Raw genomic sequence first — 25,792 nt, 5'->3', positions numbered from 1 at the left:
TCTGCAGAGATCAGCTGAGAGGCGATGAAGTGCGCTCTGCTCGAATCGTTTCGGAGCCAGTCCGATGCAGTCCATTCAAGGAAGGAATGCCGACGGGAATGCCCGCCCTCCTCTGCGCCATCGAGGGGCCCGCTTCCTGTCGGTCCGATTGAGTATGAGCAGTGAACATACCAAGATCCAGGAGCTCATCGAGCACCTGAAGAATCCGACGACCGCGCTCCGGCCCTTCAAACGTGAGGGTCTGGACAAGGTGGTCTTCTTCGCGGCCGGCATACTCGCCGTCGCCTTCGTCGTGTGGGGCTTCGTCTCCCCCGACAGCCTCGGCAATGTGGCAGGCACGCTGCTGACCGGCGTGATGGACAACTTCGGCTGGCTCTTCGTCATCGCCGCCACCATCTTCACGATCTTCGTCATCGTCGTCGCCGTCAGCCGTTTCGGGCGGATCCCGCTGGGCAAGGACGATGAGAAGCCGGAGTTCAAGACCTCCTCGTGGATTGCGATGATGTTCGCCACGGGAATGGGCATCGGACTCGTGTTCTCCGCCGTCGGCGAGCCCCTGTTCTTCTACATGTCCCCTCCCCCGAACACCGTCGACGGGTCCACGGCTGAGGCGATGGGCACGTCCATGGGAACGACTCTGTTCCACTGGACGCTCTACCCGTGGGCGATGTACGCCATCGTCGGCCTCGGTGTGGCCTATGGTTCGTTCCGCCTGGGACGCTCCCAGCTGTTCTCCTCGATGTTCACCCCGCTGTTCGGCGAACGCGCCGTCAACGGCTTCGGCGGCAAGATCATCAACATCCTCGCGATCCTCGCGACCCTGTTCGGTTCGGCCTGCTCGCTGGGGCTGGGCGCCATTCAGATCGGCGGCGGCATCGAGTCGGCGGGCATCATGTCCGATGTCTCCTCACCGGTGCTCGTCATCATCATCGCCATCCTCACCGCTGCGTTCGTCGCCTCCGCGGTCTCGGGTGTCGAGAAGGGCATCCAGTGGCTGTCGAACATCAACATGGTGCTCGCCGTCATCGTCGCCCTCATCGTCTTCATCGGCGGTCCGACTCTGTTCATCCTCAACGTCATCCCCTCCTCGGTGGGTTCGTTCATCCAGGACCTGCCGCAGCTGGCTTCGCGGACCGCTGCCGACGGGCAGGGTGTGAATGAGTGGCTGTCGTCGTGGACTGTCTTCTACTGGGCGTGGTGGGTGTCTTGGTCGCCCTTCGTCGGCTTGTTCATCGCCCGCATCTCGCGCGGTCGCACGGTGCGCCAGTTCGTCACCGGTGTGCTCATCGTTCCCTCCGTCGTCTCGACCATCTGGTTCGCGATCTTCGGCGGCGGTGCCATCGGCATCCAGGAACGCGCCGAACGCGGCGAGGGCACGGTCAAGGCGTTGGCGAGCATGGTCGACGGCGAGCCGGACATCAACATGGACACGGTCCTGTTCGACCTCCTCGGCGCTCTGCCGCTGCCGAACCTCATCGCGATCATCCTCATGATCGTCACGGTCGTGCTCATCGCGATCTTCTTCGTCACCGGTGCGGACTCCGCATCGATCGTCATGGGCACCCTGTCTGCCAACGGCATGCAGGAACCGGGCAAGGGTCTCGTCATCTTCTGGGGCACCGCGACCGGTGCCGTGGCCGCAGTCATGCTCTTGGCGGGTGGCTCCGATCCCGCCGAGGCCCTCGACGGGCTGAAGAACATCACGATCGTCTCCGCCCTGCCGTTCGTCCTCGTCATGCTGCTGCTGTGCGTGGCGGTGTGGAAGGACCTGTCGAAGGATCCCCTCATCATCCAGGAGCAGCTGGCGGCGCACGTGCTCGAGACCTCGGTGGCCACTGCGGTCGACGAGTACAACGGTGAGATCTTCGGCCTCGAGACCTCTGAGCTTCAGGTCGAGGATGAGTCGGCCGAGGCTGATCCGAAGTCCGAGGACAAGGATTCGTCCGCCGACAAGACCTGAGACCTCTCGTGCTACCTGACGGCGGCCCAGCAACCTCGCGCTAGGTTGCTGGGCCGCCGTCGGGTGTGTTGAAGGAAAGGACGTCGACAGATGAATGGGGTCATCAAGGGCGATGGGAAGGCCTCGATCGTCGTCGGCTGGATGCTCACCGTGATGGCGCTCCTTGCCCTCGTCACGGTCATCGTCCTGACGTTCGTCATCGAAACCTGGTTCCTCGTCTTCCTCTTCGGACCGGTCGTCCTGCTCCTCGGCGCCTGGGTGAACTTCCACATGGGTTCACGTGCCCGGCTTGAGATCACTCCCGAGGAGTTCATCTGGTGCGGATTCATGGGACGGCCCCACCGCATTGCGTGGCGGGATCTCGATCGGGTCCTCATCCCCGCTCCGGGTTCGCGTCCTCGGCTACCGGCGGCCGCACGGCTCACGACCGGAGCTGTCGTAGAGATCGAGGCGCTGTGGCTCTCACCGACGAGTCTTGCGAACCTCCTCAGCTCCGCTGACCATTCGCAGGCGCAGAGGGCACTCATCGACGGCCACCAGGCGTATCTTGCGAGGACACCCTGACACCCGCGTCTTGGTACTGTGTTCGCATGCGGCACTGCTGGTGGTGAGAGACGGAAGGCGAGACGGATGATCGTTGTCGACGGCATCGAGGCGTTGCGTGAACACACTTCCGACACCCTCTGCGTCCTCGCCACGCCCGAGGACAGGGAGCTTGCGGACGATGCGTCGACAGCCCTCGGCCTGAAGTTGCACACCGCACACCCTGCGCCGAGGCGACCGATGGCTGCGGTCGTCGATGATCAGATCAGTCTGGTGCTGGTGATTCTCGACGAGGACCGAGAGCAGCACACTCTGCGGCTCCATGCTCGCGACCGCGGCCTGCTCGTCGTCGGCGACGACAAGGCGCTGGCCGCCGTCAAAGCGGGACTCCCCGTCGATTCGGACGACACTTGGTCGGTGCTGGTCGGGCTCGTGCTCATCGTGGCTCGCCGTTGCGAGGAGGCTCTCGATGAGATCGATGAACGGTGCCAGGAACTCGAAACACAGGCGATCGGCTACGCATCGTCCCCGCAGCGACGGTCCATGGGACGGCTGCGCGCCGAGCTCTTCCGCATCGGAGAGACCCAGGTGGCGCAGAAGAACCTCCTATCGGCGGACGAGGAGCTCGCGCAGAGCCTCGGCGAGGATCATCAGAGGCTGCTCGCCCGAGCGGAGACCGCCTTCGGAGCCAACCATTCGATGACCACCCGCCTCTACGCGATGCTCGGCGACGTCCTCAACGAACAGGACAGCGTCGTGTCCGAACGGCTGACCCTGGTGGCGACGATCTTCCTGCCGCTGACCTTGGCGACGGGCTTCTTCGGCATGAATTTCCAATGGATGCTCGACCGACTGGACGCCCTGCCGGCATTCATCGTCTTCGGGCTTGCGGTACCCGGTCTGCTCACTGTGGCGACGCTCTTCTTCATCCGCCGGCTGACGCGTTCGTCCTGAGCCGACTGGATCGCGTCGCCGTCACATGCCGAACAGGGCCGGGATCGCTATCGGGCCGGCCCCGAATGCTGTGATGACGGCGGCCAGCACCAGCAGAAGCAGGTCGTATTCGGGTCCGCCGGCTGAGGCCCAGTAAGTCGAATTCCATTTGAAGACGTGCAGACTGGTCGTGATGATCATCAGGACGATCACGCCGATTCCGGCCAATTGTGCGAGGACGCCGGTCGCAAATGAGAGTGCGGCGGCGAGCTCGGCGACGGCGACGAACCACGCGGTCGGAACGTTGAGACCGTCGTTCCTCGCAAACGCCGGAATGTCTTTGGCCTTGACCAAGAATTCGCGGACGAAGGCCACGGTCAGCAGTGCCCTGACGAGCAGCAGCACCACCGCACCGATGAAAGTCGGAACCGTGAACATGTCTGTTCCTCCCCTCCGCCGGCCGAACCAGCAGTGTCTTGCCCCGATTCTACTCGGCAATCGCTGCGAAGGAACGGCCTCTGCGCAGCATCCATCACCGTCAGCGTCATCTCGCACCTGTGCAACGGGATGAGAAGTCGCTGCAGGTGACTGGTGGGGCGCCGACTGTAGGAAGCGCGGCGACGTGTGGCGCGAGCACGTATCGGTGAGGCATGCTCTGGAGTCGTGCCGGTCTCATAGTGAGGGAACCGCGTCACGCGTGGTCAGAAGGTCAGGGTGAGGTGGTCAGGGTGAGGTGGTCAGGGTGAGGTGGTCAGGCACAGGTGGTCAGGCAACCGCACCGACTTGCCCGGGAACGCCGGACGGCTGACACCGGCTACCGGTACCTCGGGAACCTCTGGCAGTTCGGGCAGTAGTGGGTGCCGCGACCACCGACGGTGGTCTTCGCGATCTCGGTCCCGCAGCGCACGCATTCCTGGCCGCCGCGCCCGTAGACGAGCAGCGCTCGGTCGAAGTAGCCGGATTCGCCGTTGACGTTGACGTAGAGAGCGTCGAAGCTCGTACCGCCGACTGCCAGGGCATCGCTCATCACCTTCGTCGCGGATTCGAGCACGGCGACGAGGCGGCTCTTCCGTGTCCGCACGGGCACCGCCAGCGGGTGGACTCCCGCCCTGTACAGGGCCTCGTCGGCATAGATGTTCCCGATCCCGCTGATGAGCGTCTGATCGAGCAGCGCGGACTTGATCGCCGTGCGCTTGCGCGCCAGCTCACCGACGACCATCTCGGGGTCGAACGCGGACTCGAGAGGATCGGCGGCGATGTGCACCGCCGAGGCGGGGACGAGGCGACCGTACCCGTGCACGAGAGGCTGGACGCCGATATGGCCGAAGATCCGCTGGTCGACGAAGCGCAGTTCGCGGCCGCTGTCGAGGTTCAGGACCGCACGAGTGTGCCGGTGGACCTCCTCACCGGGTGAGTGGATGCGCAGCTGACCGCTCATGCCGAGATGCAGGAGAATGCCGAGTTCGGGGCCGGCAGAGAGTCCGGCCTGCTCCCTCAGGCTCAGCCACATGAACTTCCCGCGACGCTCGGTCCTAAGGATGTGCGCCCCGGTCACGGCCGAAACGAACCCGGAAACCGCGGACGGGTCGATGCGTCGCTGGGACGTCGTGCCCAGAATTCGCGGGTCGGCCACCTCGGCGCCGGTGATCGTGGTTCCGGCCGTCCATTCGTCGACGCCGCGACGAACGCTTTCGACCTCGGGAAGCTCAGGCAAGGGTGACCCTCGATTCGCTCAAGCGTGTGCCTGTGGGGTCATAATGGCCCCCTCAGCGCCGGTAGTCCGGGTAGATGGTGCGGATGGCTTTGACGGCCACCTCGGCGGCTGCGGCTTCGGCGGCCTTCTTCGAGGACCCGTCGCCGGCGCCCCAGCTGTTCGCGCCGAGCATCGCTGTGGCGGTGAAGACCATCGCATGGTCGGGCCCGGACGAGGTGATGTCGTAGCTCACGGCGCCGAGGTCGAGGTCGGCCGCGGCCTCCTGCAGGGTGGTCTTGAAGTCCATGCCCGCGCCGAGGTTGACCGCGTCGTCGAGCATGCCGTCGATGAGCCGGTGGACGAAGGCGAAGGCCTCTTCGCGTCCACGGGAGACGAAGGTGGCGCCGATGAGCGCCTCGACCGTGTCGGCGAGGATGGAGTCCTTGTTCCGGCCGCCGGTCAGCTCCTCGCCCTTGCCCAGCAGAATGTGCTCGCCGATGCCGTGCCGGCGGGCGATCGATGCCAGGGCACGCGTGTTGACGACGGCCGAACGCATCTTGGCCAGCTGACCCTCGGGCAGGTCCGGGTTGTCATAGAACAGCGACTCGGTGGCGACGAGGCCCAGAACGGAGTCCCCGAGGAACTCGAGGCGCTCGTTGGTGGGGATCCCACCGGCTTCGAAGGCGAAGGAGCGGTGTGTGAGCGCGAGACGAAAAGTCTCGGGATCAATATCGATCCCGAGACTCTTCTTCAGTGCTGCTGTGGTGTCAGTGTCCACAGTCTCAGACGTCAGCGACCTTGCGGCCCTTGTACTCGAGGTACAGCGGGGTGCCGGCTGTGTCTTCGACGACCTTGGCCTGGTGGGGGCGCGAGTACACAACGCGACCGTTCTCCACAGTCTTGACCAGGTTCGGAGCCTTGGCCTTCCACTGCGAACGACGGTGGCGGGTGTTGCTGCGCGACAATTTACGCTTCGGAACAGCCACGTCTAGCTCTCTTTCTTCTCTTCCAACAGATTCTTCAATGATGCGAACGGCGATTCGGATTCGTCCTCGTCCACCTCGAGGTCCTCCCCCAGGGTGTAGCTGAACTCCTCGCTCTCATCCTGTGAAGGATTGAACGGCAGAGCCATCACGACGGCGTCTCTGATCGCGGGCTCGAGGTCGAGCTGATCCCGGTCGATGACGTAGGAGTCCTCGTCCCCTTCGGCCTGCTCATAGACGTACATCTCCTGGATGTCCACATCTATAGGCAGCTCGATGGGTTCGAGCGTCCTCGCGTCTTCGCCGCGGGCCGTCGCCGAGACTGTCCCCGACACGTAGATCCCCTCCGACACGCTTTCGAACATCAGCTCGAGCGTCAGTGGTGAACCTTCCGCAACCCCGATCACTTCGATCTTGAGATCCGCTGGAGCCGACAAGGTGGTGTTCACCCGTTCCCACTCACCCGGATGACCGAGCAATCCCATGGATCTGAGATCATAGACGAATTCAGATCTGTTCTTCATGCCTGTCCTCCTGGTGCGTTTGAGGATGTCGCTCCTGCGTTCACACGCGACTCACCATTCTAATCATTGTGGGCGGCCATTACCAATCGGCCGTCGCTGCCCGCGAAGGTGTTCCTCGTCACCATCGTTCGTGTTCGCTGCGCCATGTCACGGCGCCGGCGATGACGAGGAGCGCCCCGGACATCGTGAACACGATCCCCGATCCGGCGACGACCGTCAGCGCCGAGGCGGCCGAGGGAATCGCGACCTGGCTGAGTCGGTTGCCCGCCAAGCGGATCGAGAGCACCGCGGCCCGGTTCTTCGCATCGGCGAGAGTGGAGACCCAGGACATGGTCAGCGGCTGGGTGAGCCCGAAGCAGAATCCTGCGACCGTGAGCAGCACACCGAGCATCCAGGGCTGGCTGAGTACGGGAATGAGAACGACGCTGATTCCGGCCGTCGCCGAGGCGGTCCACAGCAGGGACAGGTTCCGCCACCTGGCCGTGAGGCTTCCGATGAAGAGCCGTGAGACCACCGACGCCAGGGTGCGCAGCGCGAGCAGCCAGGTCACCGTGGTCACGGACAGTCCGTTCTGCTGGCCGATGAGCGGCAGGTAGGCGGTCATCAGATCGACGGCGGCCAGTGTGGCCATGGACGCGAAGATCGCCGGCTTCATCCCCCGCAGCGACAGCAGGGCCCAGGGTGTCTGTGCACCTTCGGCCGCCTCGGCGCGGGAGACGTGCGGGGTCCTGCCGCGGAGCATGACGATGACGGCGGCGATGAGGGTGAGCGCGGAGACCGCCGTCATGAACCACAGGGCATTCGTGATCGCCGTGTCTCCGGAGGTGGCGTCGGCGACCATTCCCGCCAGGGGCAGTCCGATGGTCTGTCCGATCGAGACGCCGAGGGTGAGGTGGCCGAACTTCGAGGTCATCTGTGCGGCCGGGAAGCTCTGCGGGATGAGCGCCTGGGAGGCGACCGTGGTCAGCAGCTGCCCGACGCCCAGGCTCATCGTGGCGACCAGCAGCACGCCGAGGTTGGGGGCGGTGGCCGCGAGCGCGACGGGCAGGACCGACAGCACCGTCCCCGTCCACAGCACCGCGGTGGCGTAGCCGCGATCGACGAGGCGGCCGATGAACAGGGCGGTGAGCAGCGGGACGAGGGAGTACACGGCCGTCATCAGACCGAGGACGAATCCCGTTCCGCCGAGCTCGAGGGTGCGGTAGGAGATGAGGACGCGGACGCCGTTGTAGGTGGCGTGCGCGAGCACGGTGTGGATGACGAGGCCTGGGAACCAGGCCCGGTTGGCCGGTGCTGCCGCGCTCATCCCTCAGCGGGCGCCGTCGTCGCCGGGGACGTCGCCTCGCAGAGCCGCCAGCACCGAGGTGGGGACGAGGCCTTCGATGTCCCCGCCGCCCGAGTGGACTTCCTTGATGAGCGAGGAGGAGACGTGTTCGAACTTCGGGTCGCCGGGGACGAAGATCGTCTCGAGCTCGGACAGGTGCCTGTTCATCAGCGCCATCGGCAGTTCGTAGGCGAAGTCGGTGCCCGAACGCAGACCCTTGACGACGGCGGGGGCGCCGATGCTCGCGCAGTAGTCGACGAGGAGGCCGCCGGAGACGAGGTCGATCGTGATGTTCTGCGCACCCTGAGTACGTTCGTCCTCGGTCAGGGACCGGCGGATGAGGTCCGCGCGGACTTCCGGGTCGAAGCGACCGGACTTCGAGGGATTGTGGACGACCGCCACAACCACCTGCTCGAACAGCCGAGAGCTGCGGGCGATGATATCGAGATGACCCATGGTGATCGGGTCATAGGAACCGGGGCAGACGACCTTCATGCTCTCATCGTATCGTTCGGCTGCTCGCGCAGCTGCAGCCACTGGTCATCGGCCTGTGACTCATCGTCGCGGCCCTTGAGCGTCCGTCCGTCGAAGCCGTCACCGAATCCGTGCAGGCGGGAGGCCGACTCGGCCATGATCCCGGCGACGATGGCCAGAGCACGGGGTTCGTCACCGGCGGCGACCGCCTCGGCGAGTTTGCGGTGACTGTCGATGAGGTCGCACCGGACCTCGTAGCCGCGCTTGTCGGACAGCGACAGCAGGCGGGTGTGGACCATCGAGACCTTCATGAGGTCGATCAGCCGCATCGATCGGGAACACGCGACGATCGCATGGTGGAAGTTGAGGTCGGCGTCGCCGATCGTGCGCGCGACGTTGTCCTCGATGGCATACTCCAGCTCCCGCAGCGACTGCCCGATCCGGGAGGTGGCCCGACCGTGACGGATGACGAGCTTGACCGCCTGCGATTCGATCGCCTCGCGCACGGCATAGACGTCATCGATATCGGCGGTGCGCATCCGCCTCACATGCACGCCCCGTCCGGGAGCATGCGTCATCACGCCTTCGCTGATGAGACGCTGCAGGGCCTCCCGCAGAGACGGGCGCGACACCGCGAGCAGCTCGGCCGTGCGCACTTCGTTGATCGACTGGCCGGGCTCGAGCGAACCGCTGTAGATGGCGTTGCGGATCTGATCGACGATGAGGTCGATCGTCGACGAGCGGACCACTTTGCGCAACACCGGCAGCTCGGAGGCAGGAGAATTCGTCACGGTCACGATCATATAACGTTGTCAGACAGTGTGACATTCGGACAACATGAGTATTGAATACTGTTTCAGAGACGCACGTCACGTTGATGTGTCGACGTTCAAGGAAGGAACAGCAAATGAAACTCAAAGGACTGGCCGCCGCGACATCGATCCTCGCGCTGACGCTCACCCTCGGTGCCTGCGGCGGAAGCGACTCGGACAAGTCGACTCTGCAGAAGGCCGTCGACGAGGGAAAGATCACGGTCGGCTTCGCCGGTGAAGCTCCGTACAGCTTCGAAGAGGGCGGTGAGCTCCAAGGAGCGTCCGTGGCTCTGGCCAAGGCGGTGTTCAAGGAGCTCGGCGTCGATGACGTCGAAGGCGTCAACACCGAGTTCGGCTCGCTCATCCCGGGTCTCAACGCCGAGCGCTTCGACGCGATCTCGGCCGGCATGTCGATTCTGCCCGACCGCTGCGAACAGGCCTCCTTCGGCGATCCCGAGTTCATGTACACCACGGCTCTGATGACGAAGAAGGGCAAGCAGGAGGGGATGAAGACCCTCGACGACGTCAAGGAGAAGGGCCTCAAGCTCGCCACCATGACCGGTGCGATCGAATCCGACTACGCGGACAGCCTGGGTATCAAGGCTCAGCAGGTCGGCACTCCGCAGGACGGCATGGACGCTGTGACCACCGGTCGTGCCGATGTCTTCGCCCTCACGGGCATCTCGCTCAATTGGATGGCGAAGAACAACAAGGACGCCGACGTCGAAGTCAGCGAATCCTTCGTCCAGGAGATCGACGGAGTCCCGCAGGTCGGAGCCGGTGCCACGGTCTTCCGCACCGGTGACGACGAGATCCGCGACGAATGGAACAAGGCCCTGGAGAAGATCGTCTCCGACGAGAAGTCCTACCTCGACATCGTCGGGGACTACGGCTTCACGAAGGAGGAGCGTCCGGACGGTTCGATCACGACCGATCAGCTGTGCAAGGGCGAACTTCCCACCGCTGATTCCTGAGCCGACGCGAACTGAAACACCATGACCGAAAATCTCACGACGTTGCTGAGCTTCCTCCCACAGTTGTGGGAGGGAGTTCAGACGACGATCATCCTCACGGTCGTCGGAAGCCTCGGCGCCGTCATCATCGCGCTCGTTCTCGGACTCGCGATGACGTCCACGCATGCGTGGCTGCGCGTCCCGGCGCGCATCATCGTCGAATTCTTCCGCGGCACCTCCCTGCTCGTGCAGCTGTTCTGGCTGTTCTACGTCTTCCCGCTCCTCGGGGTCGAGCTCGACCCTATGATCTGCGGCATCGGGGCCCTGGCGCTCAACTACGGCGCCTATTCCGCCGAGGTGGTCCGTTCATCGATCACCACCGTCGACAAAGGGCAATGGGAGGCCGCGATCGCACTGAGCCTCTCCCCGACCCGACGGATGATCCGCGTGATCTTCCCGCAGGCCTGGGCACTGATGATCCCGTCGCTGGCCACCCTGCTCATTCAGCTGCTCAAGGGCACCGCGGTCGTCTCATTCATCACTCTCCAGGACCTCACCGACAAGATCACGCAGCTGCGTCAGTCCACGAACGACACGTACTTCGCCTTCACCGTCGGCCTCATCATCTACTTCGTCATCGCCTGGCTGATCCAGGAGCTCATGAACTTCCTCGAACGCAGAGCCACGGCCGCTCTGGGACGCAGGCGACCGAACTCGCGATCCGACCGTCGCGAGGCCAGGCGCCTCGCCCGTGAGGATGCCATACGCAAGGACCGCCTCAAGTCTCAGATCAGGGGTGCCGGCGCCGGCTCGAGAGGGGGAGGCCGATGATCTGGAATTGGGAATTCGCCTTCGAGGCCCTGCCGATCCTGCTCCGCGGCTTCGTCAACACGCTCATCGCCACCGTCGTGGGCACGCTCATCGCCACAGTCCTCGGCCTCATCATCGCCGTGGCCATCCGCGGACTGCCGCGCTGGATCAATTGGATCGTCCGACTGCTCGTCGCCTTCGTCCGCAACACGCCGCTGGTCGTGCAGCTGATCTTCGTCTACTACATCTTCGCGGGCATACCCGGCCTGGTCGATGTGCCGGCGCTCGTCATCGGCTTCATCGTCATCGGCATCCACTATTCGACGTATATGTCCGAAAGCTACCGTGCCGGCATCGATTCGGTGCCGCCGGGACAGTTCGAGGCGGCCACCGCGCTCTCGCTGCCGCCGGTGAGGACCTTCACCGCAATCGTGCTGCCACAGGCCCTGCGGGCGACGGTCCCTTCGCTGGGCAACTACGCGGTCGCGATGTTCAAGGACACACCGTTCCTGTTCGCGATCTCCGTGGTCGAGCTCGTCACCTCGGCGCAGCAGTTCGGAGCGGCGAAATTCGCCTATACGGAAGCCTTCACGCTGGCCGGAATCATCTTCCTCGTCGCCAGCTACCCGACCTCACTGCTCATTCAGAGATTGGATCGACGCCTTGCCCGCTACTGAGAACACCCCGACGAACCCGACCGATCCCACCGCAGCTGCCGCCTCGGCTCCGGGACCATCGCCGTCTCCCTCGGCGACCCCGGCGATCGAGTTCAAGGACGTGGAGAAGCGGTTCGGAAAGACCACCGTGCTCAAGGACCTCAACTTCACTGTGGCTCCTGGCGAACGCGTGACCCTCATCGGGCCCAGCGGTTCGGGCAAGACGACGATCCTGCGCCTGGTGATGACGCTCGAGGAGCTCACCGACGGCTACATCTTCGTCGACGGCAAACCGCTGACGTTCGAGGAGCGCGACGGCAAGCGGGTCGAGCTCCCGAAGAAGCGCACGCGGGAGATGACCACGCGCATCGGCATGGTCTTCCAGCAGTTCAACCTGTTCCCGAACATGACCGTGCTCGAGAACATCATCGAGGCCCCTGTGCACGTGCTCGGCAAGTCCAAGGCGGAGGCGAGCAGGGAGGCCGAGGAGCTGCTCGAGCGAGTCGGACTGGCGGAGAAAGCCGACGAGCATCCGACGCGGCTCTCCGGCGGTCAGCAGCAGCGTGTGGCGATCGCCCGCGCCTTGGCGATGAGCCCGGAGATCCTCCTCCTCGACGAGGTCACCTCGGCGCTCGACCCCGAGCTCGTCGGCGACGTGCTCGCCGTCCTGCGCGATATCGCCGAGACCACGGACATCACGATGCTGCTGGTGACTCATGAGATGCAGTTCGCCCGCGACGTCTCCCATCGGGTGATGATGTTCGACGGCGGTCAGGTCCTCGAGGAGGGCCCGCCGGACCAGATCTTCAACAACCCGCAGCACGAGCGCACCCGCTCGTTCCTCTCCAGCGTGCTCTAGACCTCCGCTGCGCCCACAACGTCCGGCTCCGCTGTGAGCTGGACGGCTGTGAGCTGGACGAAGTGGATCGCGGTCTCGCCGAAGGTCTTCGCGCGGAACACTTCGAGTCCCTCCGGCATCGTCGGCTCGGGCGAGCGCGAGGCGCGTTCGATGACCACGATGGACTCCATGTCCAGATGTGCGCTCAGTCGACCGAGGATCTGCGTGACCGCGTCCTCGCCCAAGGGATAGGGCGGGTCCATGAACACGAGGTCGAAGACCCGCGACTCCGGATCGTCAGGACCGGGGAGCCCGGCAAGGAAGTGGAGCACATCCCCGGTGTGGACCTCGGCCGAATGGTCGAGGCCGAGCTTGTCCGCATTGGACTCCAGGGCACGGGTCGCCGCCAGGGAGGAATCGACGAAGTCCACCTGGGCGGCTCCCCGCGACATCGCTTCGAAGCCGAGACCACCGGAACCGGCGAAGAGGTCGAGGACGTTCGCAGCCTGCAGCACCCCGTAGCCCTCGAGCATCGAGAACAGGGACTCCTTGACCCGGTCGGAGGTGGGTCGGGTGTTCGCCCCCGATGGGGAGGACAACCTGGCTCCCTTGTGCGCTCCGGCGATAATTCTCATACCTGCCTCCTCAGCCTGCTTCGATGAAGTGTGCGTCGTCCTCGGGCAGGACACGACGGATGAAGGCGCGCAGCGCGGGCACCGCCTCAAGTGAGGGGTCGATGGCGACGATCTGTTCGGCGACGGTCTTCGCCTCGGCCACGATCTCGGAGTCGCGGAGGATTGACAGATGCCGCAGCGAGGATCCGCCCCACTGCGAGCCGCTGAGCACATCGCCTTCGCCTCGGGCGTCTAGATCGTATTCGGCCAGAGTGAAACCGTCGAGCGTCTCGGCCACCGCCTGCAGCCGTGCATAGCTCACGTCCTCAGCACTCATCTCGGTGAGCAGGAAGCACATGGCCGCACTGCCGTCGCGTCCGACGCGTCCGCGCAGCTGGTGCAGCTGTGCGACTCCGAAGTTCTCGGCCTCGGCGATGACCATCATCGTCGCCCGCGGCACATCGACGCCGACCTCGATGACGGTCGTCGAGACGAGGATCTCGATCTCGCCTTTGACGAAGTCCGCGAGCACCCGATCCTTCTCCGCCGTCGGCATTCGCCCATGCAGCAGACCGAACTTCAGACCAGCCAGTTCCGGGGTCTCAGACAGCTTCCGCGTGATGTCCTCGATGCCCTGCTTCTGTCCGACGACGTCCCCGGACTCCGGATCTTCGATGTCCGTCGGATCGATGCGGGGGAAGACGACGAAGACTCCCTTCCCAGCCTCGACGGTCTGCCGCATGCGTTCCCGCACCCGGACGTACCACTTAGGCTGGTCGACGATCGGCACCACATGGGTGGCGATGTCCTTCGGCCCGGCCGGCATCTCATCCAACGTCGAGATGTCGAGGTCGGCGAAGACCGTCATCGCCACGGTGCGCGGGATCGGCGTCGCCGACATCACGAGAGTGTGCGGGGTGGTGTCTCCGCCCTTGGCCCGCAGGGCTTCCCGCTGTTCGACACCGAAGCGGTGCTGTTCGTCGACGACGATGAGGCCGAGGTCGGAGAACATCGTCGACTCCGACAGCAGCGCATGCGTGCCGACGACGATGTCGATGTTGCCGGCGACGAGGTCGAGGGCGAGTTCGCGACGGTCCTTCGCCGGCATCGACCCGGTCATCAGCGCCACTGTCACCTGTTCGTCGTCGGCCAGCAGCGGAGACAGCGCCATCTGCTCGTCGAGGAATGTCTGGATCGAATGGAAATGCTGAGTGGCGAGCACCTCGGTGGGGGCGAGCATGGCGGCTTGGGCACCGGAGTCGACCGCGGTGAGCATGGCTCGCAGTGCCACAAGGGTCTTACCGGAACCGACGTCACCGTGCAGGAGCCGGTGCATCGGCCGGTCTGCGGCCATGTCGTCCGCGATCTCCTCACCGACCCTGACCTGGGATTCGGTGAGGGTGAAGGGCAGGTCTGCGTCGAATCGGCGGCTCTTCGTCCCCTGTGTCAGCAGCGGAGTCGCCTTCTCCGCGGCCAGAGTCGCTTTGCGGGCGGCGAACTCGGTCTGCAGGGCGAGTGCCTCTTCCCATTTCCACCTCTGCCGGGCCCGCTCGACGTCCTCGATCGTCCGCGGCCGGTGCATGTCCTCCAGCGCTGTGCGCAGATCCGGCAGTTCATGTGCCTCCCGCAGCCCTTTGGGCAGCGGATCCTCGAACTCCTCGTCCCCGGCGACGGTGAGCAGGGTCTTGATCGAACTCCACAGCCGAGACTGTGCGATGCCCTTGACGGCGGGGTAGATGGGGAATGGGGAATTGAGGTCCTCGGGAGTCCATTCGTGGTCATCCTCGGTGCGGTTGAGCCACACCGGCGACGCCAAGGTCAGCTGCCCGCGGAACGATTCGACCTTGCCGCCGAAGACGACTGTCAGCCCCGGCTTCAGCGACTTCTCCAACCAGTACTGGTTGAAGAACGCGATCTTCATCGACTGCTTCCCGTCGTGGACGATGACCTCGGTGATGGTGCCTTTCCGCTGCTTCATCCGCCGCGTCTCCACCCGGATGACTTCGGCCTGGATGATCGCGGTCTCTCCCAGAGGCAGATCCCCGAGTTCCGTGCGCTCCCCTGGCACGAGGTAGCGGCGAGGGAAGAAGCGGAGTAAGTCGGTGACCGAATGCACCCCGCGTTTGGCCAGGTGAGTGCGGTCAGCCTTGCGGAAGTTGTCTTCGAGCCGAGTCGTCATTCGACCCCCATGATCACGAGCACCCCGGGGTCTCTGGCTTCGAGGTCCTGGAAGTGGACGGTCCCGTGTGACTTCTGGATCCAGTCCCGCAGGTGGTCGAGGACCTCCGGTGCGCAGTCGGGTCCGTGGACGACGGTGAGCAGCTCTCCCCCGGCCCCGAGCAGCCGATCGGCGAGCTTCTCGACCAGAGTCCGCAGCTCCGTGCTCTGCGTCTTCGCTCTGCCTTCGATGAAGACCCGGTAGAACTGCGCCGGATGCCCCGCTCCGTCCTCGCCGATGATCGGCAGCATCCCTGTCGGCGGGTCGGAGGCGAGCTGGTCGGCCGAGTAGATCGTGCCCACCCGAGTGCCCGCGGCCGCTTCGGTCATATCCGCGAAGATCTCCGCCGCCGGAGCGAAGGGGTCGTAGACGGCCAAAGCCGAGAGCAGGGTGCCGACGTTGCGGGAGCGCACGACATGCGCATGCAGCCCGGCCAGGGACTTCAGCGCCGAGGTGGAGCTGGGGATGACGATGACCTCCCGGTCCTCGGCGGCGACGAGTTCGGACATCGTCACGAACAGATCCCCCACCTCCGGGGTCAGCGCCGTGGCCCCGTTGAGGGCGGTGTGCATGAGCAGTCCCGTGCCCTTGACCAGGGCGATGAGCTTCGTCTCGCCCTCCTCCTCGTGCATGCGCAGGTCTTCCATATCGAGCCGGGCGATCCCGTACTCGCCGAGGCGGTCGATGACGGTCGCGGCGGTCGTTTCGTCGGCGACGTGGACGTGGACCTTGGCCGCGTTGATGACGATGGAGGTCCCGCCGAGGCGGTCGAGTTCGTCCGCGAGCGCGTCCGCGGGGACGGTGGCCAGGATGGCGACGATCTCGAGCTCGTCGGCGGTGGCTTCGTGGATGACCTTCGGAGCGCGGGCCACCTCGGCGAGCATCGAATCCTGTGGGGTGCGGCCGGTGACGGTGGCGTAGAGGAGGTCGAAGAGTTCGACGATCCCCGTCGATCCGGCGTCGACGACCTCGGCCTCGCGCAGCACGGTGAGCTGTCCCGTGGTCTCCCGCAGCGCGGACCGGGAGCGTTCCCGCACGGCTTCGATGACCTCGAGCAGGTCGGCCCCGTCGTCGGCGCGTTCGCGGGCTTCGACGGCCATGGCGTCGAGGACGGTGAGCATGGTGCCGTCGACGGGCCGGGCGACGGCGGAGCGTGCCCGATCGGAGGCGGCCTCGAGGGCGGTCGCCATGGCGTCGGCGGTGGCGACGGTGACTCCGGCCAGGGCGTCGGCGACTCCTTGGAGGGCGACGGCGAGGATGAGTCCCGAGTTGCCGCGGGCACCGCGTCCGGCCCCGGCTGCGAGTGCGGCGACGACGTGCGGGAGGGTGACGGGCCCGGTGAGCTCTTCGACGGCGAGGTAGGCGGCACGCAGAGTGTGGTACATGTTCGTGCCGGTGTCGCCGTCGGGGACGGGGAAGACGTTGAGTTCGTCGATCTCGGTGCGTTCCTTGCGCAGCCGGTCGACCGCGCGTCGGGCCCAGCGTGCGGCCAGACGACCGTTGAGACTGATGGCGTTGCTCATGTCACTTCCCGAAATGGCTGAAACCGCTCGCCGGCACGGGTGTGCCGTCGAGGCTGACATCGTGTCCGGTGCGGATCCGTCCGATTCTCCGCCAGCCTACTCCAGGGCTCTGACTCGAAGGGCTCGACGCGGCGAAGCCGTGGTCTTCTCCCCCGTCGAGGACCCAGGCCAGGGCCAGATCCTCTGCCGTCATCGCGGAGCCGCCTGCCCGGTCCGCGTCGCCTGACCCGGCCGGCGCTCGCGCGGCGAGCACGAACTCGGCCGCAGGCAGCAGCGGGTCGACGAACTCCTGGAGCAGGGCCCGGTCGAGGTCGATTCCCACCCCCGAGGCGGCCGCCACCCGGGCGAGGTCGAGGCTGAGTCCGTCGGAGACGTCGATCATCGCCGAGGCGGCCCCGAGCGTGAGCAGTGCGCCGTAGTCCGGCTGTGGGCCCAGCTGGGTGTCGATGAGCGCGGCGAGTTCCGGGGCGGCGGTGTCGCGGCGGAGACCGGAGAAGAGCAGATCGAGGCCGGCGGCCGCCCGACCGACCGTTCCGGCCAGAAAGAGCGCATCGCCGGGCCGAGCCCCGGAGCGCAGAATCGCGGAGGTCTGCCCCACCGTCCCGAGTGCGGTGATGGCGATGACGATGAGGTTCGACGACGACAGGTCCCCGCCGATGATCGGCACGGTGCGGTCCAGGGCCAGTCCTGCGCGTTCCGCCTCAGCGAAGAGCCCCGAGTAGAGGGCCTCGAGGCAGGCGATGTCCGTGTCATCCGGGACGGCCAGGGACACGAGCAGCCCGTGCGGGTAGGCCCCCATGGCGCAGACGTCGGCGAGGTTCTGGGCCGCGGCCTTGCGTCCGAGCAGTTCCCAGTCCAACCAGTCGCGAGTGAAGTCCTCGTTCTCCACGAGCATGTCCGCGGTCGAGACGAGCCGCCCGTCCGGTGCGGTCACGGCCGCATCGTCTCCGGGTCCGACGATCACATGTGCGCTGGTGGGATTGCGGGTGAGCACGCGGGAGATGATGTGTGATTCGCCAAGTTCGGACAGTCGGGTCATGGCTCCAGGTTATCGGGAGATACGGTGGTCCTATGCGATCTCGCCCTGCTTCGACGCGCCGCCTCACGCGGTCGCCGCACCGTCGTCCTCTCACCCTCGTCGCGTTGGCCACGGTGCTCACCGGTCTCGCCGTGACCGGGTGTGCGCGCACCGTCATCGTCGAACCGGCCAAGGATGCGGCGAATCCGAAGTGTGCCGACATCATGCTCACCCTGCCCGAGGAGATCTCGGGTCAGAAGGCGCGCACGACCTCCTCGCAGGGCACGAAGGCGTGGGGAGATCCCAATGTCGCGGTGCTGCGCTGCGGAGTCACTCCTCCCGGTCCGACGACCGACAGCTGCGTCAGCGTGTCCGGGGTCGATTGGATCTCGAAGCCGGCCGAGGGCGACGAGACGACGTGGAAGTTCACCAGCTACGGGCGCACACCCGCCGTCGAGGTGCTCGTCAACCGCAAGGCCGAGTCCGGCAACGACGTCCTCGCCGCGATCTCACCGACCCTGTCGAAGTTCCCGCCCGAGACCGAATGCGTCGGCGCCGAGGACATCGACGGCTAGAGCTCGCCCACCGCGGACGCCCTACTTCGCGCGGGCGTGATCGACGAGCGCGATCGAGATGAGTTCGCCGATGAGTTCGGAGTATTCGAGTCCCGACTGCGCCCACATGAACGGGTACGCCGAGGTGGGGGTGAACCCGGGCAGGGTGTTGAGTTCGTTGATGACGACGTCGCCGGTGTCGGTGACGAAGGTGTCGACGCGGGCCAGTCCGGTGCAGTCGAAGAGACGGAACACCGAGGCGGCCAGTTCCCGGACGCGGGCCGTCACCTGCTCGTCGAGGTCGGCCGGGCAGGTGACCTCTGCGGCGGAGAGGTCGAGGTATTTGGCGTTGAAGTCGTAGAACGAGTGGTCCCCGCTCACGCGGATCTCCCCTGGTGCGGACACACGCAGGTCCGTGTCGTACACAGACCCGAGCACGGCGCATTCGACTTCGCGGCCGCTGACCTCGGGTTCGACGATGACCTTGGAATCGTGTTCGAACGCACCGGCCAGAGCCTTGTCGAGGTCGGCCGCCTCGGCGATCCGGCTGACGCCCATGGAGGATCCGGCACGGGCGGGCTTGACGAACACGGGCAGACCGAGGTCGGCCACACGGTTCTCGACCTCGGCGCGACCTGTGGCCCACATCGTCTCGGTGACGAGCTCCCACGGGCAGGTCGGGATCCCGGCCTGGGCCATGAGCGACTTCGTAAAGTGCTTGTCCATGCTCGCGGCCGAGGAGAACACCCCTGAGCCGACGAATGCGGTGTCGCTGAGTTCGAACAGGCCCTGCAGGGTTCCGTCCTCACCGAAGCGTCCGTGCAGGAGCGGGAAGAACACGTCGACCGACCCCAGTTCGGAACAGCTGCCGTCGGCGTCCCGGTGCAGCAGAGGCGCCCCATCGGCGGACAGCGGTGGGATCACCTCGGTGCCGTTGTCGGTGACCTCGGGCATGTTCTCAGGGTCGAAGCGCATGCTCGACCAGTCGTCGACGATCCGCCACACACCGGTCTTCGTGATGCCGATCGGCAGGACGTCGAAGGCCTCAGCATCGATGGCACCGATCACACCGGCCGCCGTGACGCAGCTGACGGAGTGCTCGCTCGAACGGCCTCCGAAGAGGACTGCGACAAGGGGCCGGTGATCGTTGTCTGCCATGAGTTTCCTTTGAACTGGTACTCCCGCGCACTGGGACCGGACACGGGGTGCGCACAGAAAGTCAGGTGTGCGCGGACTGAAAGACTCTAGCTCACTTCGCCTCGAACGTGCATTCCAGCCACGCCCGGCCGATGCCCTTGAAGAACATGTTGAAGCCGGCGAAGGCCGGGGATGCGGATTCGTCGATGCCCAGCGGTTCGGCCAGGGCGGTGACGATGAAGAAGTAGCGGTGCGGCCCATGGCCCTGCGGTGGGGCGGCACCGACGAAGCGGGGTTCGCCGGCATCGTTGCGCAGAGTCACGGCGCCGGCGGGCAGCAGGTCGGAGGCCGGGTCACCGGCGCCCGTGGGCAGGCTCGTGACGGAGGCGTCGAGGTCGGTGACGACCCAGTGCCAGAAACCCGAACCCGTGGGGGCGTCGGGGTCGAAGCAGGTCACTGCGAAGGCCTTGGTCTCTTCGGGGAAACCGGACCAGGACAGCTGCGGAGAGATGTCCTGACCGCCGGGAACGCCCATGGCACCGGAGAGCTGGGGGCCGGCGAGCACCCCGCCGTCTTCGGCATCGGTGCTGGTCAGCGTGAAAGTCGGAAGTTCGGGAAGATTGTAGAACGGTGAGTTGGCGCTCATTTGTGCTCCTCATTTTCCAGCGGGCGGCCTGAGAGCCGGGTCGGCTCAGGCCGGTGGTCCTTCGTGCTTACGTTTCCGAGACAACAGCAATCCGGCGAGTTCGTCAACCTGCAGTCTTCCGCCCAGCACCGCACACACGGCTTCGGTGATCGGCAGGTCGACCTCGTATCTGCGGCCCAGGGCGAGCACGGCCGGAGCCGATTTCACGCCTTCGGCCGTCTGCGAGGTATGGGCGATGACGTCCTCGAGGCTCATCCCCTCACCGAGGTGGCGTCCGAAGGTGCGATTGCGCGACAGGGGTGAGGCGCAGGTGGCCACGAGGTCGCCGAGTCCGGCGAGCCCGGAGAGGGTGTGCGCTTCCGCGCCCATGGCCGCGGCCAGGCGGGAGGTCTCGGCGAGCCCGCGGGTGATGATCGAGGCCTTCGAGTTGTCGCCGAGCTTCTGACCGTCGGCGATGCCCACGGACAGGGCGATGATGTTCTTGATCGCCCCGCCGATCTCGACGCCGACGACGTCGGTGTTCGTATACGGTCGGAAGTACGCGTTCGCGCTGATCTCCGCGACCGCCTCGGCGGTGGTGATGTCCGAGGACGCGACGACGGTGGCGGTGGGCTGACGGTCGGCGATCTCACGGGCGAGGTTCGGGCCGGAGACGACGGCGATCTGAGATTCGGCGACCTCGGCGACTTCGGCGATGACCTCGGACATGCGTTTGCCGGTGTCGACCTCGATGCCCTTCATCAGGCTCACGAGCTTCACCCCGGCGCGCAGGTGCGGCTTCCATCGGGTGAGGTTCTCCCGCAGCGTCTGGGCGGGGACGGCGAGGACGATGACGTCGGCGTCGGTGACGGCGGCGAGGTCATCGTCGGTCGCGCTCAGACCATCGGGCAGGACTCGCTCGCCCAGGTAGCGGTCGTTGGTGTGGGAGCTGTTGATCTCCGCGGCGACTTCGGGGCGGCGGGCCCAGAGGGTGACGGGGAAGCCGGCGTCGGCGATGACCGCGGCGTAGGTGGTTCCCCAGGATCCGGCCCCGAGGACGGTGATCTTGTCGACGCTCATTCGCCTGTCTCCTTGCTCGTGAAACGCTGCGGCAGTTCGCGGCCCGACAGTTCGGCCACCATCGCCGCAACGGTGTTCTTCACACGCTGGGAGAGGTCTCCCATCGTCTTCTTCTCAGCTCGGTGATCCCACAGATCCGAATAGTCGACGGCAGGGCCGAAGGCCACGACCGTGTCATGGCTGAAGGGTCTGAAGCGCACCTTCTTCTGGCCGCGCGGGTAGATCGTGTCCAATCCCCAGTGGGCGGCGGGGATGATCGTCGCGCCGGTCTCCAGAGCGAGTCGGGCGGTGCCGGTCTTGAAGTGCTGGGGCCAGAGCTCGGGGTCCTTCGTCAGCGTGCCCTCGGGGTAGATGACGACGGTCTGCCCGTTGGCCAGGGCCTGTTTCGCATATGCCAGGGAGTCCCCGGCCTGCGCCGAGGCACGCAGCACCGGGATCTGCCCGATGCGCTTGAGGATGACGCCCAGGGCACCAGTGAAGAGTGTGGACTTCGCGAGGAAGTGCGGCATCCGACCGTTGCGCTTGAGCGCCAGCCCGACGAGGATCGGATCGAGATGGTTCGCATGGTAGGCGGCGACGATCATTCCGGTGCCCTGCGGCGGCAGGTGTTCGAGCCCGCGGACGGTCATCCTCGTGGCCGTGCGCATGAGCCCGAAGGCCGCGGTGGCCGCGACGGTGCCCGCCCGGTTCTGCGACCGCACCGAGGCGGGGTCGAACGCGACGAGGGGCTTCGACTCGGGGGCCGCCCGGGGCGAGGGTTCAGCCCTCATGCGGACACCTCGGCGCCGAGGCCGACGAGCTTGTCGAGGAAGTTCTCGTATCCGCGGTTGATGAGTTCGATTCCGTGGACTTCGCTCGTGCCCTGGGCGACCAGGGCCGCGATGAGGTGGCTGAATCCGCCGCGCAGATCAGGCACGTCGATGCGGGTGCCCCTGAGGTCGGTGGGCCCGGAGATCACGGCCGAATGCTGGTAGTTCCGCCGTCCGAAACGGCAGGGGGTGCCGCCGAGGCACTCTCGGTAGAGCTGGATCTTGGCCCCCATCGAGCGCAGCGCGTCGGTGAAGCCGAAGCGGTTCTCGTACACGGTCTCGTGGATGATCGACAGCCCTTCGGCCTGGGTCATGGCGACGACGAGCGGCTGCTGCCAGTCGGTCATGAAGCCGGGGTGGACGTCAGTTTCGAGGGCGAAGGACCGGAGTTTGCCCCCGGGGTGGCGGAACCGGATGCCCGTCTCCCGGACGTCGAATTCCCCACCGATCTTGCGGAAGATGTTGAGGAAGGTGATGAGTTCGGGCTGGCTGGCACCCGCGACGAAGATGTCTCCGCCGGTCGCCAGCGCGGCCGAGGCCCACGAGGCAGTCTCATTGCGGTCGGGCAGGGCCCGATGGATGAAGCCGCGCAGCGAATCGACGCCTTCGATGCGCACCACCCGGTCGGTGTCGACGGTGATGATCGCGCCCATCTTCTGCAGCAGCGCGATGAGGTCCATGATCTCGGGTTCGATCGCAGCGCCCCGCAGCTCGGTCACGCCTTCGGCGCGCACTGCGGTCAGCAGCACCTGTTCGGTGGCGCCGACCGAGGGGTAGGGCAGTTTGACCTTCGTGCCCTGCAGCCGACTGGTGGCCTTGAGCATGATGCCGCCGGGGGTCTTGTCGACCTCGGCACCGAATCTGCGGAGCACGTCGAGGTGGAAGTTGATGGGGCGGTCGCCGATATGGCAGCCGCCGAGGTCGGGGATGAAGGCCTGACCGAGGCTGTGCAGCAGCGGTCCGCAGAAGAGGATCGGGATGCGGGAGGACCCGGCGTGGGCATCGATGTCGACGATTGATCCCTGTGCCACCTCTGCCGGGTCGAGGTGGAGCTCGCCGTCGGGCTGGTCGCCGTCGGGGCCGGAGGTGACGCGCACTCCGTGGAGTTCGAGGAGTCCGGTGACGATCTCGACATCGCGGATGTTGGGCACGCCGCGCAGCACGGACGGGGTCTCACCGAGCAGGGAGGCCACCATCGCCTTGGGCACCAGGTTCTTGGCGCCGCGGACCCTGACGGTGCCGTCCAGCGGGTTTCCCCCACGTACTTCGAGCATGTTCCTCCCTGATTCCGATGACCGGATCCGGGCGGGATTCCACCCGGAGACGGTGCCCGACCGTTGTTGCGGGCACCGTCCTAGACTAACCCAGTCGATGGGATCCCACCGATTCGTCGAGGCGGCTCCGAGGTCACGTCCGATGGTGACCGAGGGCCGCCTCGGCGACGGTCCGATGGTTCCGGTGGGCCGCCTCGGTGGGGGTCAGACCTTCGCGGGCAGGGTGGTCGGCTTGAAGGCGAACCGGGAGGATTCGTAGGCGACGATGTCATCTTCCTTGGCCAGGGTGAGGCTGATGTCGTCGTGGCCTTCGAGCAGGCGCCAGCGCGTGTAGTCGTCGATCTGGAAGGACACGGTGACGGTGTCGCACGTCACGGTCTTCTCAACCAGGTCGACGGTGATCGGAGTGCCGGGATGGTTCTCGAGGATCTTCCAGATCAGTTCGATGTCGGCCTGTTCCAGTTCGGCGGCCAGCAGGCCCTCCTTGCCGGAGTTGCCGCGGAAGATATCGCCGAACCGGGAGGACAGGACGACGCGGAAGCCATAGTCCTTGAGCGCCCAGACGGCGTGCTCACGGGAGGACCCGGTGCCGAAGTCGGGGCCGGCGACGAGGACGGAGCCGCCCGCGAAGTCGGGGTCGTTGAGGACGAAGTCGTCGCCTGACCGCCAGCGGTAGAACAGGGCGTCCTCGAAGCCGGTGCGGGTGACGCGCTTGAGGAACTTCGCGGGGATGATCTGGTCGGTGTCGATATTGGATCGGCGCAGAGGAACGCCGATGCCGGTGTGAGTGGTGAAAGCTTCCATGGCTCGTCCTCCTACTTCAGTCGTTCGCCGAGACGGGTGTCAGGTTCAGGGACAGGCGGTCATCGGCCCATTCCACGGGTTCGGCGTCCCGCGGCAGGTCGGCGACGTCGCTGGGCGAGGACAGCGTGCCGCGCACCGCGGTGGCCGCGGCCACGAGCGGGGACACGAGGTGGGTGCGTCCGCCCTTGCCCTGACGTCCTTCGAAGTTGCGGTTCGAGGTCGAGGCGCAGCGTTCGCCTTCGGCCAGCTGGTCCGGGTTCATCCCTAAGCACATCGAGCAGCCGGCGAAGCGCCATTCGCCGCCGAAGTCCTTGAAGATGACGTCGAGGCCTTCCTCTTCGGCCTGGAGGCGGACCTTCGCGGAGCCGGGGACGACCATGAAGCGGACGTTCTCGGCCTTCTTCCGACCGCGGATGATCTCGGCGGCGGCTCGGAGGTCTTCGATCCGGGAGTTCGTGCAGGAGCCGAGGAAGACGGTGTCGACTTCGATCTCGCGCAGCGGGGTGCCCGGGGTCAGACCCATATAGGCCAGCGCATTCGCCGCCGCGGTCTTGTCGTTCTCGTCGGTGAAGTCATCGGGGCTGGGCACCGATGCGGACAGCGGCAGGCCCTGGCCGGGATTCGTGCCCCAGGTGACGAAGGGTTCGATGTCTTCGGCCTTGAGGACCACCTCGCGGTCGAATTCCGCGCCTTCGTCGGTGTAGAGGGTCTTCCAGTACTCGACGGCGGCGTCCCAGTCTTCGCCCTCAGGGGCGTGCGGGCGGCCTTTGACGTAGTCGAAGGTCGTCTCATCGGGGGCGACCATTCCGGCGCGGGCGCCGGCCTCGATCGACATATTGCAGATCGTCATCCGCGCTTCCATCGACAGCTGGCGGATCGCTTCGCCGCGGTATTCGAGGACGTAGCCCTGTCCGCCGCCGGTGCCGATCTTCGCGATGATCGCGAGGATGATGTCCTTCGCGCTCGAGCCCTCGGGCAGCTCCCCGTCGACGGTGATCGACATCGTCTTGAAGGGCTTGAGGCTCAGCGTCTGTGTCGCGAGCACGTGTTCGACCTCGGAGGTGCCGATGCCGAAGGCCAGCGCCCCGAAGGCTCCGTGGGTGGAGGTGTGCGAGTCGCCGCAGACGACGGTGGTGCCCGGCTGGGTCAGGCCCAGCTGCGGTCCCACGACGTGGACGATGCCCTGGTCGGCGTCACCGAGGCTGTGCAGGCGGATGCCGAACTCCTCGGCGTTCTTGCGCAGGGTGTTGATCTGCGTGGCCGAGGTGGGTTCGGCGATCGGTTTGTCGATGTCCCAGGTCGGGGTGTTGTGGTCCTCGGTGGCGATGGTCAGGTCGGGGCGGCGCACGGGGCGCCCGGCGAGTCGGAGTCCGTCGAAGGCCTGCGGGCTGGTCACCTCGTGAACGAGGTGGAGGTCGATGTAGATGAGGTCCGGCGCACCGTCAACACCAAGTGAGACGACGTGATCGGCCCAGACCTTCTCGGCCAATGTGCGTGGCATGGTTCCTCCCGCCGGTGCAGGGATCTCTGCACCCGATGTAGACCTGACGGGCCGAGGTACGGCACGTCGATGAACTGCTGTTAGCGCACTGGAGTGAGTGCGTACTCGAAATCTACTCGCCCGTATCGCAAT

The 25,792-nt window shown here is 65.9% G+C and carries 27 protein-coding genes; 8 read left to right on the top strand and 19 right to left on the bottom strand.

Features of this window, described 5'->3' with window-relative positions; all coding sequences use genetic code 11:
• Positions 1 to 154 precede the first annotated feature (154 nt).
• The 3 genes from GUY37_RS06395 to GUY37_RS06385 all read left to right on the top strand — a co-directional run bounded on the left by GUY37_RS06395 (position 155) and on the right by GUY37_RS06385 (position 3,457).
• Complete coding sequence (locus tag GUY37_RS06395) at positions 155 to 1,960, top strand: BCCT family transporter (protein ID WP_228278397.1); 1,806 nt, start codon at positions 155 to 157, stop codon at positions 1,958 to 1,960.
• Positions 1,961 to 2,050: 90 nt separating this feature from the next.
• Positions 2,051 to 2,524 carry a hypothetical protein gene (locus GUY37_RS06390; RefSeq protein WP_166823582.1) on the top strand — a complete coding sequence of 158 codons (474 nt, stop codon included), beginning with the start codon at positions 2,051 to 2,053 and terminating at the stop codon, positions 2,522 to 2,524.
• Positions 2,525 to 2,590: 66 nt separating this feature from the next.
• Entirely contained in the window at positions 2,591 to 3,457 is an 867-nt protein-coding gene (locus tag GUY37_RS06385) for a CorA family divalent cation transporter (RefSeq protein ID WP_166823580.1), read from the top strand.
• 21 nt (positions 3,458 to 3,478) lie between these two features.
• Here the strand turns inward: GUY37_RS06385 and GUY37_RS06380 are convergent, their stop codons facing one another.
• The 8 genes from GUY37_RS06380 to GUY37_RS06345 form a co-directional block, all read right to left on the bottom strand.
• Positions 3,479 to 3,874 (bottom strand): DoxX family protein, encoded by a 396-nt coding sequence (locus tag GUY37_RS06380; protein WP_166823577.1) that lies wholly within the window; start codon positions 3,872 to 3,874, stop codon positions 3,479 to 3,481.
• Positions 3,875 to 4,250: 376 nt separating this feature from the next.
• On the bottom strand, positions 4,251 to 5,150 hold the full coding sequence (gene mutM / locus GUY37_RS06375; RefSeq protein ID WP_166823575.1) for a bifunctional DNA-formamidopyrimidine glycosylase/DNA-(apurinic or apyrimidinic site) lyase: 900 nt from the start codon (positions 5,148 to 5,150) through the stop codon (positions 4,251 to 4,253).
• 52 nt (positions 5,151 to 5,202) lie between these two features.
• Entirely contained in the window at positions 5,203 to 5,907 is a 705-nt protein-coding gene (gene rnc / locus GUY37_RS06370) for a ribonuclease III (protein WP_152348203.1), read from the bottom strand.
• Between the two features lie 4 nt (positions 5,908 to 5,911).
• On the bottom strand, positions 5,912 to 6,115 hold the full coding sequence (gene rpmF / locus GUY37_RS06365; RefSeq protein ID WP_166823572.1) for a 50S ribosomal protein L32: 204 nt from the start codon (positions 6,113 to 6,115) through the stop codon (positions 5,912 to 5,914).
• A gap of 2 nt (positions 6,116 to 6,117) precedes the next feature.
• Entirely contained in the window at positions 6,118 to 6,636 is a 519-nt protein-coding gene (locus GUY37_RS06360) for a YceD family protein (protein ID WP_166823570.1), read from the bottom strand.
• Positions 6,637 to 6,754: 118 nt separating this feature from the next.
• The gene (locus GUY37_RS06355; protein ID WP_166823568.1) at positions 6,755 to 7,942 is read right to left on the bottom strand and encodes an MFS transporter; all 1,188 of its coding nucleotides are present in this window, start codon (positions 7,940 to 7,942) and stop codon (positions 6,755 to 6,757) included.
• A 3-nt stretch (positions 7,943 to 7,945) separates the two neighbouring features.
• Positions 7,946 to 8,455 (bottom strand): pantetheine-phosphate adenylyltransferase, encoded by a 510-nt coding sequence (gene coaD / locus GUY37_RS06350; protein ID WP_166823565.1) that lies wholly within the window; start codon positions 8,453 to 8,455, stop codon positions 7,946 to 7,948.
• Complete coding sequence (locus tag GUY37_RS06345) at positions 8,452 to 9,225, bottom strand: GntR family transcriptional regulator (RefSeq protein ID WP_166823563.1); 774 nt, start codon at positions 9,223 to 9,225, stop codon at positions 8,452 to 8,454. Before GUY37_RS06345 ends, coaD begins: the two co-directional genes overlap by 4 nt.
• A gap of 116 nt (positions 9,226 to 9,341) precedes the next feature.
• Between GUY37_RS06345 and ehuB the strand changes: the two genes are divergently transcribed.
• The 4 genes from ehuB (at position 9,342) to ehuA (ending at position 12,524) form a co-directional block, all read left to right on the top strand.
• Positions 9,342 to 10,220 carry an ectoine/hydroxyectoine ABC transporter substrate-binding protein EhuB gene (gene ehuB, locus GUY37_RS06340; protein WP_166823560.1) on the top strand — a complete coding sequence of 293 codons (879 nt, stop codon included), beginning with the start codon at positions 9,342 to 9,344 and terminating at the stop codon, positions 10,218 to 10,220.
• A gap of 21 nt (positions 10,221 to 10,241) precedes the next feature.
• A complete protein-coding gene (ehuC, locus tag GUY37_RS06335) occupies positions 10,242 to 11,030 on the top strand; it encodes an ectoine/hydroxyectoine ABC transporter permease subunit EhuC (RefSeq protein ID WP_166823559.1) in 789 nt (262 codons plus the stop codon).
• The gene (ehuD, locus tag GUY37_RS06330) at positions 11,027 to 11,686 is read left to right on the top strand and encodes an ectoine/hydroxyectoine ABC transporter permease subunit EhuD (RefSeq protein ID WP_166823557.1); all 660 of its coding nucleotides are present in this window, start codon (positions 11,027 to 11,029) and stop codon (positions 11,684 to 11,686) included. The genes ehuC and ehuD overlap by 4 nt, the downstream gene beginning before the upstream one ends.
• A gap of 85 nt (positions 11,687 to 11,771) precedes the next feature.
• The gene (gene ehuA, locus GUY37_RS06325) at positions 11,772 to 12,524 is read left to right on the top strand and encodes an ectoine/hydroxyectoine ABC transporter ATP-binding protein EhuA (RefSeq protein ID WP_166829447.1); all 753 of its coding nucleotides are present in this window, start codon (positions 11,772 to 11,774) and stop codon (positions 12,522 to 12,524) included.
• On the opposite strand, the gene rsmD is transcribed toward ehuA, so the two are convergent.
• The 4 genes from rsmD to thiL are packed head-to-tail and all read right to left on the bottom strand — an operon-like array spanning position 12,521 to position 17,897.
• Positions 12,521 to 13,138, bottom strand: coding sequence for a 16S rRNA (guanine(966)-N(2))-methyltransferase RsmD (rsmD, locus tag GUY37_RS06320; protein ID WP_166823554.1), 618 nt, complete (start codon positions 13,136 to 13,138; stop codon positions 12,521 to 12,523). The genes ehuA and rsmD overlap by 4 nt on opposite strands.
• Before the next feature lie 10 nt (positions 13,139 to 13,148).
• Complete coding sequence (locus GUY37_RS06315) at positions 13,149 to 15,296, bottom strand: ATP-dependent DNA helicase RecG (protein ID WP_166823552.1); 2,148 nt, start codon at positions 15,294 to 15,296, stop codon at positions 13,149 to 13,151.
• The gene (locus GUY37_RS06310; RefSeq protein WP_166823550.1) at positions 15,293 to 16,858 is read right to left on the bottom strand and encodes a DAK2 domain-containing protein; all 1,566 of its coding nucleotides are present in this window, start codon (positions 16,856 to 16,858) and stop codon (positions 15,293 to 15,295) included. The genes GUY37_RS06315 and GUY37_RS06310 overlap by 4 nt, the downstream gene beginning before the upstream one ends.
• Position 16,859: 1 nt before the next feature.
• Complete coding sequence (gene thiL / locus GUY37_RS06305; protein ID WP_166823547.1) at positions 16,860 to 17,897, bottom strand: thiamine-phosphate kinase; 1,038 nt, start codon at positions 17,895 to 17,897, stop codon at positions 16,860 to 16,862.
• Between the two features lie 32 nt (positions 17,898 to 17,929).
• On the opposite strand from thiL, the gene GUY37_RS06300 reads away from it, so the two are divergent.
• Positions 17,930 to 18,451, top strand: coding sequence for a DUF3515 domain-containing protein (locus GUY37_RS06300; RefSeq protein WP_166823545.1), 522 nt, complete (start codon positions 17,930 to 17,932; stop codon positions 18,449 to 18,451).
• A 21-nt stretch (positions 18,452 to 18,472) separates the two neighbouring features.
• Here GUY37_RS06300 and GUY37_RS06295 read toward each other — a convergent pair whose 3' ends face one another.
• The 7 genes from GUY37_RS06295 to leuC form a co-directional block, all read right to left on the bottom strand.
• Complete coding sequence (locus GUY37_RS06295; protein ID WP_166823543.1) at positions 18,473 to 19,588, bottom strand: D-alanine--D-alanine ligase family protein; 1,116 nt, start codon at positions 19,586 to 19,588, stop codon at positions 18,473 to 18,475.
• A gap of 91 nt (positions 19,589 to 19,679) precedes the next feature.
• Positions 19,680 to 20,213, bottom strand: coding sequence for a YbhB/YbcL family Raf kinase inhibitor-like protein (locus GUY37_RS06290; RefSeq protein ID WP_152348190.1), 534 nt, complete (start codon positions 20,211 to 20,213; stop codon positions 19,680 to 19,682).
• Positions 20,214 to 20,258: 45 nt separating this feature from the next.
• Positions 20,259 to 21,272 carry an NAD(P)H-dependent glycerol-3-phosphate dehydrogenase gene (locus GUY37_RS06285; RefSeq protein WP_152348189.1) on the bottom strand — a complete coding sequence of 338 codons (1,014 nt, stop codon included), beginning with the start codon at positions 21,270 to 21,272 and terminating at the stop codon, positions 20,259 to 20,261.
• Positions 21,269 to 22,042, bottom strand: a complete 774-nt coding sequence (locus GUY37_RS06280) for a lysophospholipid acyltransferase family protein (RefSeq protein ID WP_166823540.1) — start codon at positions 22,040 to 22,042, stop codon at positions 21,269 to 21,271. The genes GUY37_RS06285 and GUY37_RS06280 overlap by 4 nt, the downstream gene beginning before the upstream one ends.
• Positions 22,039 to 23,355: a UDP-N-acetylglucosamine 1-carboxyvinyltransferase gene (murA, locus tag GUY37_RS06275; RefSeq protein WP_166823537.1), complete on the bottom strand. Its 1,317-nt coding sequence runs from the start codon at positions 23,353 to 23,355 to the stop codon at positions 22,039 to 22,041. The genes GUY37_RS06280 and murA overlap by 4 nt, the downstream gene beginning before the upstream one ends.
• Positions 23,356 to 23,559: 204 nt before the next feature.
• Positions 23,560 to 24,159, bottom strand: a complete 600-nt coding sequence (gene leuD, locus GUY37_RS06270) for a 3-isopropylmalate dehydratase small subunit (protein ID WP_166823511.1) — start codon at positions 24,157 to 24,159, stop codon at positions 23,560 to 23,562.
• Between the two features lie 16 nt (positions 24,160 to 24,175).
• On the bottom strand, positions 24,176 to 25,660 hold the full coding sequence (gene leuC, locus GUY37_RS06265; protein WP_166823509.1) for a 3-isopropylmalate dehydratase large subunit: 1,485 nt from the start codon (positions 25,658 to 25,660) through the stop codon (positions 24,176 to 24,178).
• Positions 25,661 to 25,792 lie beyond the last annotated feature (132 nt).

It is taken from the genome of Brevibacterium limosum, from assembly GCF_011617705.1.
GTDB classification, from domain to species: Bacteria; Actinomycetota; Actinomycetes; order Actinomycetales; family Brevibacteriaceae; genus Brevibacterium; species Brevibacterium limosum.
The sequence above is the reverse complement of the archived record's forward strand: the minus strand, read 5'-3'. Positions and strand labels throughout refer to the sequence as shown.